Here is a 1,020-nt window from a genome sequence, read left to right on the forward strand (position 1 = left end):
AACAAGGTACTTCGTTGCCGTGTTGCGAGCGCGACATCTTTTCTAGATTTTCTTTCGACATCTTTCAGTCCTGCAAATTCGTCCTGTGCTGGGAGCACGGTTGTCTCCGCGGTCGACATGCAGTCGCCGCATGATGGGTTTTCGCAGGGCAGGTCTTCCTATGTTCAAGACGCAGTCTCAATGAGCTGCGACGGAATCGACGGAATGACCCATCCCACGTCCACAGCAGGGACGCCCAGCATCTCAGTCAGATTGAGGTGCTGAGGCAGGTAGGACGGCGCTTCGGTTAAGCTGCTGCGCCGCCCAATGGATTGAACGCTTGCCCGGCCTTGAGCATGCTATGCATTATGACGGCAAGTTTTCGCGCAACGGCAACCGCGGCACGTTTGAAGCCCAGCCGCTCACGCAGCTTCAGCCCCCAGGTCTTTAGACTGCATTCGGTCTTGGCAGTGGTTCTCGTTAAGAGAACGGTAGCTGCCTCGTAGAGTAATCCCCGCAGCCGACTGTCACCGCGTCGCGAGATATGGCCATCATAATCTATTTCGCCAGACTGATAGCGCCGCGTCGTCAGCCCTAGCCAAGCGCCGACTGAGCGCGAGGTGGGGAAGTTTTCGGGATCTTCGATCGCGGCAATGTACGAGACGGCCGTGACGGCACCAACGCCTGGAATCGTCATCAGGAGCTTCGTAGCCCGGCTCTGTCTGGAAGCTACGAGCAATTGGTGATCAAGATTGGATGCGCGCTTACGTATGTCGCGCCATGCCTCGAGCAGGGGCAATATCACACCTGCCAGGCCGCTATTTCCATCCAGCAGCGCTCTCACATAAGCGTCAAATGCCCCGCCTTTCCCTTTGGGTACGATGAGACCAAACGTTTTTAGGAAGCCACGTATTTGGTTGCTGAGCTGCTTGGAAATGCTTACGAGCTGGCTACGCGCTGCCACCAGTGTGCGTGTCACCATGTTGTCGAAAGTCTTTACTCGCACGACTTTGTAAAATCCGGCTTCTGCCAACTGCGCTA

General features: G+C 56.1%; 1 protein-coding gene. It reads right to left on the reverse strand.

Translation table 11 applies throughout. From position 1 onward, the window contains the following. Nucleotides 1-286: 286 nt before the first annotated feature. Nucleotides 287-1,020 (reverse strand): IS110 family RNA-guided transposase (locus tag JNB91_RS30270; RefSeq protein WP_220329118.1); only part of this gene is annotated, 734 nt, incomplete at its 5' end.

This window comes from Aliirhizobium wenxiniae, from assembly GCF_019511445.1.
Lineage (GTDB): Bacteria > Pseudomonadota > Alphaproteobacteria > Rhizobiales > Rhizobiaceae > Neorhizobium > Neorhizobium wenxiniae_A.